Genomic DNA, 5,755 nt, shown 5'->3' with positions numbered 1-5,755 from the left:
CTACCGCACGAAAAGGCCTTGCTGCAGGACGGAATAACCAGATTCGGGTTTGCTGCGGTTTAGACGCCCTATTCAGTTCGCACCGGTATGGGCGTCGCGGTCGCACAGCGTTGCCGACAGGATCGGCAAAACGTGTTACCGGAAGACACATGCGGCAACATCGGCGCGATTCCACAATCCTGAACTGGACGGTATAGTCCACCGCGTGAATCCGGCCTACCTTCCTGTCGCCCTCGACGCGCGTGATGAGCGCGTGTTCGACGCCGTGCGCGAACTGCTTGCCCGACAGGGCATGCAGATGAGCATGGACGCGGTCGCCCAGCATGCAGGCTGCTCGAAGCAGACCCTGTACTCGCGCTACGGCAACAAGCAGGCCCTGCTGCGGCGGGTCATGCAGCGCCACGTCGGCCACGCCACCGGGGCCATGCTGCGTGCACTCCGCGGTGACGACCTGCGTGGCAGCCTGCTGCAGTTCGCCACCGACTTCCTGGAGCACTTCAACCAGCCCCACGTCGGCCAGGCCTGCCGCCTGATCGCCGCCGATGCAGCACAGTTTCCCGAAGAGGCGCGTACGCTGTACCGGCATGGCGCCGGCGCGTTGACACTTCATCTTGCTGAATGGATTGAAACCGTTTGCAGTCGCGGGCTGCTGCGGCATGACGACCCGCACTTCATGGCCGAACTGCTGCTGAGCATGATTGCCGGTCAGGATTTCGACAAACAGCGCTTCCATACCCCCCATCGTGATGACGCTGCATTGCGTCGGCGCTGGGCAGAGTTCTCCGTCGATGGCTTCCTGCGCGCGTTCGCGCCGCAGCCCTCGCCGGCCCCGTCTTCAAACCAACCCCGGAGTTCCTCCTGATGACCGCCCCACTCCGCACCCTTGCCTTGACGTGCGCCGTTGCTGTCGCCGTAGCTGCCTGCAAGAAGCCGGAACAGCCGACGCCCCCACCGCCGGAGGTGGGCGTGATCGACGCCAAGCCGCAGACCCTGCCGCTGCAGCGCGAGCTGGTCGGTCGCCTGTCGCCGTTCCGCAGCGCCGATGTGCGCGCCCGCGTGCCCGGCGTGCTGCTCAAGCGCGTCTATCAGGAAGGCAGCGAGGTCAAGCAGGGCCAGACCCTGTTCCTGATCGACCCGGCGCCCCTGCGCGCCTCGCTCAACGCCTCCGAGGCCCAGCTGGCTTCGGCCCGCGCGACCTACGCCAACGCCAAGGTCGCCGCTGACCGCGCCCGTTCGCTGGCGCCGCAGAAGTTCGTGTCCAAGGCCGACCTGGACAATGCCGAGTCGGCCGAGCGCACCGCGCTGGCCGCGGTCAAGCAGGCCGAAGCCACCGTCACGTCCTCGCGCATCAGYCTGGGCTACACCGAAGTCACCGCCCCGATCAGTGGCGTGGCCAACAAGCAGCAGGTCACCGAAGGCGCGCTGGTGGGCCAGGGCGATGTGACCCTGCTGACCACCGTGGACCAGCTCGACCCGCTGTACGTGAACTTCTCGCTGAGCGTGGATGAACTGACCCAGCTGCGTGCGCAGCAGGCCAAGGGCACCCTGGCCCTGTCCGGCGACGGCAAGGCCACGGTCAACGTCAAGCTGGCCGACGGCAGCACCTACAGCGAGCCGGGCACGCTGGACTTCTCCTCGACCACGGTCGATCCGGCCACCGGCGCGGTGTCGCTGCGCGCGGTGCTGCCAAACCCGCAGAAGATCCTGCTGCCGGGCGCCTTCGTCAGCTTCCAGGCCAACCTGGGCGAGCGCAACAATGCCTACCTGGTGCCGCAGCAGGCCCTGCTGCGTGACACCAACGGCGGCTATGTGATGGTGGTGGGTGCCGACGGCAAGGTCGTCCGCAAGAACGTCAAGACCGACGGCGCGCAGAACGGCAACTGGCTGGTCAGCGAGGGCCTGGCCGCGGGTGACAAGGTGGTCGTCGCCGGCGTGCAGAAGGTCAAGGAAGGCACGCCGGCCACGGCCAAGCCGTGGACCCCGGGCCAGGACGCCAACGGCAAGCCTGCCGCCGGCGGTGCTGCTCCGGGCGCGCCTGCCGCAGCTCCGGCCGACGCCAAGGCACCGGCCAAGGCTGACCAGGCCGACAAGGCCGAGCCGGCCGCCACCGAATCGAACAAGCAGTAACGGGACCTTCCGTCATGCCTAAATTTTTCATCGAACATCCAGTCTTCGCCTGGGTGGTGGCGATCCTGATCTCGCTCAGCGGCGTGATCGCGATCCTCAACCTCGGCGTGGAGTCCTACCCCAACATCGCCCCGCCGCAGGTGACCGTCTCGGCCACCTACCCGGGTGCAAGTGCGGATACCACGGAGAAATCGGTCACCCAGGTGATCGAGCAGCAGCTGACCGGCATCGATCACCTGCTGTACTTCAGCTCCTCATCGGCCTCCAACGGCCGCGCGTCGATCACCCTGASCTTYGAGACCGGTACCGATCCGGACATCGCCCAGGTGCAGGTGCAGAACAAGGTCTCGCTGGCCACGCCGCGACTGCCTTCGGAAGTCACCCAGCAGGGTGTGGTGGTGGCCAAGGCCAACGCCGGCTTCCTGATGGTGGTGGCGCTGCAGTCCGATACGCCGACGATCAACCGTGACGCACTGAACGACATCGTCGGTTCGCGCGTGCTCGACCAGGTCTCGCGCATCCCCGGCGTCGGCAGCACCCAGCAGTTCGGTTCCGAGTACGCCATGAACATCTGGCTCAACCCGGAAAAGATGCAGGGCTATGGCCTGTCGGCCAGCCAGGTGCTGGCGGCGGTACGCGCGCAGAACGTGCAGTTCGCCGCCGGCGCGCTGGGCTCCGACCCGTCGCCGGAAGGCCAGCACTTCACCGCCACGGTGTCGGCCGAAGGCCGCTTCAGCTCGCCGCAGGAGTTCGAGAACATCATCCTGCGCGCCAATGCCGATGGCTCGCGCGTGCTGCTGAAGGACATCGCCCGCGTCGCCTTCGGTGCCAACAACTACGGCTTTGATACCCAGTACAACGGCAAGCCCACCGGTGCCTTCGCCATCCAGCTGCTGCCGGGCGCCAACGCCCTGAACGTGGCCGAGGCGGTGCGCGGCAAGATGGACGAGCTGCAGCCCAGCTTCCCGGCCGGCGTCACCTGGTTCTCGCCGTACGACAGCACCACCTTCGTCAAGATCTCGATCCAGGAAGTGGTCAAGACCCTGTTCGAAGCGGTGTTGCTGGTGTTCCTGGTGATGCTGATCTTCCTGCAGAACTTCCGCGCCACCCTGATCCCGACCCTGGTCATCCCGGTGGCCCTGCTGGGTACGTTCCTGGGCATGTGGATGATCGGCTTCACGATCAACCAGCTGACCCTGTTTGCGATGGTGCTGGCGATCGGCATCGTGGTCGATGACGCGATCGTGGTGATCGAGAACGTCGAACGCATCATGACCGAGGAAGGCCTGGCGCCGAAGCCGGCCACGCAGAAGGCGATGACCCAGATCACCGGCGCGGTGGTGGCCATCACCGTCGTGCTGGCGGCGGTGTTCATCCCCTCCGCCCTGCAGGGCGGTGCGGCCGGTGAGATCTACAAGCAGTTCGCCCTGACCATCGCCATCTCGATGGCGTTCTCGGCGTTCCTGGCGCTGGGTTTCACCCCGGCGCTGTGCGCGACGTTCCTCAAGCCGACGCACAACGACAACCCGAACATCGTCTACCGCACCTTCAACAAGTACTACGACAAGATCAGCCACACCTATGTGGGCCACATCACCTCCGCGGTGCGCCATGCACCACGCTGGATGATCCTGTTCGTGGTGCTGACCGCGCTGTGCGGTTTCCTGTTCACCCGCATGCCGGGCAGCTTCCTGCCTGAGGAAGACCAGGGCTATGCACTGGCGATCGTGCAGTTGCCGCCGGGCTCGACCAAGAGCCAGACCAACGAAGCGTTCGCACAGATGCGCGGCATCCTGGAAAAGCAGGATGGCTATGAAGGCATGCTGCAGGTGGCCGGCTTCAGCTTCGTCGGTTCCGGCGAGAACGTGGGCATGGGCTTCATCCGCCTGAAGCCGTGGGAAGAGCGCAAGTTCACTGCTCCGGAATTCATCCAGAASATGAACGGYGCSTTCTAYGGCATCAAGGAAGCGCAGATCTTCGTGGTCAACCTGCCCACCGTGCAGGGCCTTGGCCAGTTCGGCGGCTTCGACATGTGGCTGCAGGACCGCAGCGGCGCCGGTTACGAGCAGCTGACCCAGGCCCGCAACATCCTGCTCGGCCAGGCCGCGCAGAAGCCGGACCACCTGGTGGGCGTGCGCCCGAACGGCCTGGAAAACGCCCCGCAGCTGCAGCTGCACGTGGACCGCGTGCAGGCGCAGTCGATGGGCATGTCGGTGTCGGACGTGTACAGCACCATCCAGCTGATGCTGGCCCCGGTGTACGTCAACGACTTCTTCTACGAAGGCCGCATCAAGCGCGTGACCATGCAGGCTGATGGTCCATACCGCACTGGCCAGGAGTCGCTGAAGAGCTTCTACAGCCCGTCCAGCCTGACCACCAATGCCGATGGCACCAACGCGATGATTCCGTTGAGCACGGTGGTCAAGTCCGAATGGGTCTCGGCACCGCCGTCGCTGAGCCGCTACAACGGCTACTCGGCGATCAACATCGTCGGCTCGCAGGCACCGGGCACCAGCTCGGGTGAAGCGATGCAGACCATGGAAGGCATCGTCAACGACGACCTGCCGGCGGGCTTCGGCTACGACTGGTCCGGCCTGTCCTACCAGGAAATCCTGGCAGGCAACGCCGCGACGCTGCTGCTGGTGCTGTCCATCGTGGTGGTGTTCCTGTGCCTGGCTGCGCTGTATGAAAGCTGGTCGATCCCGGTGGCGGTGCTGCTGGTGGTACCGCTTGGCGTTCTGGGCGCACTCGCCCTGTCGATGATGCGTGGCCTGCCGAACGATCTGTTCTTCAAGATCGGCCTGATCACGGTGATCGGCCTGGCCGCGAAGAACGCGATCCTGATCGTGGAGTTCGCGGTGGAGCAGCGTGCGGCGGGCAAGACCCTGCGCGATGCCACCATCGAAGCGGCGCGCTTGCGATTCCGCCCGATCCTGATGACGTCCTTCGCGTTCATCATGGGCGTCATCCCGATGGCGATCTCCACCGGTGCCGGCGCCAACTCGCGTCACGCCATCGGTACCGGCGTGATCGGCGGCATGCTGTTCGCCACCCTGCTCGGCCTGCTGATGATCCCGGTGTTCTTCGTGGTGGTGCGCCGCATGCTGGGCGACAAGCTGGATGAACCGTCGAAGGAATTCCTCGGCCGCCAGCGTGATGCGGAAAGCGCCCACCGCCCGGATCGTTGATCCGACGGTGAGTTGCTGAAATGAAAAGCCCCGGAGCGATCCGGGGCTTTTTTCTTTGCTGCTTTTGAATCCATGCCAACCAAGGTTGGCATCTACCAAAGCAGCGGCATGCCCGGTAGCCGCCAACCTTGGTTGGCGCTCTCCAAGGCGACGTGTCAGCGCAGCAGCGAGATCATCACGCACACTGCAACGATCACCAATGCGACCCACTGCATCGGCACGAAGAAGAAATGATGGGGTGCGGCCTCACCCTTCGGCCGCGGCGCACGGTTGAGCCACAGGCCCAGCAGCACGTTCACTGCCGCACCGATGCCACCACCCAGCAGCACCTGCTGCAGCGGGATGTTGCCCTTGGCGCCGTCGTGCGGGAAGAAGTACGCCAGCAACAGGATGCCTGCGATCGGCGTCACCAGCGTCATGAAGCCCCAGCCGCGGTAGAT

The 5,755-nt window shown here is 65.2% G+C and carries 4 protein-coding genes; 3 read left to right on the top strand and 1 reads right to left on the bottom strand.

The features are described 5' to 3' along the window. Positions 1–205 precede the first annotated feature (205 nt). The 3 genes from AC1DJN_RS20320 to AC1DJN_RS20310 are packed head-to-tail and all read left to right on the top strand — an operon-like array spanning position 206 to position 5,315. Positions 206–862: a TetR/AcrR family transcriptional regulator gene (locus tag AC1DJN_RS20320; protein ID WP_099784744.1), complete on the top strand. Its 657-nt coding sequence runs from the start codon at positions 206–208 to the stop codon at positions 860–862. Further along, positions 862–2,127, top strand: coding sequence for an efflux RND transporter periplasmic adaptor subunit (locus AC1DJN_RS20315; RefSeq protein WP_025876844.1), 1,266 nt, complete (start codon positions 862–864; stop codon positions 2,125–2,127). The genes AC1DJN_RS20320 and AC1DJN_RS20315 overlap by 1 nt, the downstream gene beginning before the upstream one ends. A 14-nt stretch (positions 2,128–2,141) precedes the next feature. Continuing rightward, entirely contained in the window at positions 2,142–5,315 is a 3,174-nt protein-coding gene (locus tag AC1DJN_RS20310; protein WP_478039984.1) for a multidrug efflux RND transporter permease subunit, read from the top strand. Between the two features lie 155 nt (positions 5,316–5,470). Here AC1DJN_RS20310 and AC1DJN_RS20305 read toward each other — a convergent pair. Continuing rightward, on the bottom strand, positions 5,471–5,755 hold a 285-nt coding region (locus AC1DJN_RS20305; protein WP_478039982.1), incomplete at its 5' end, for a hypothetical protein.

The organism is Stenotrophomonas sp. 05L414_2 (assembly GCF_056397905.1).
The sequence above is the reverse complement of the archived record's forward strand: the minus strand, read 5'-3'. Positions and strand labels throughout refer to the sequence as shown.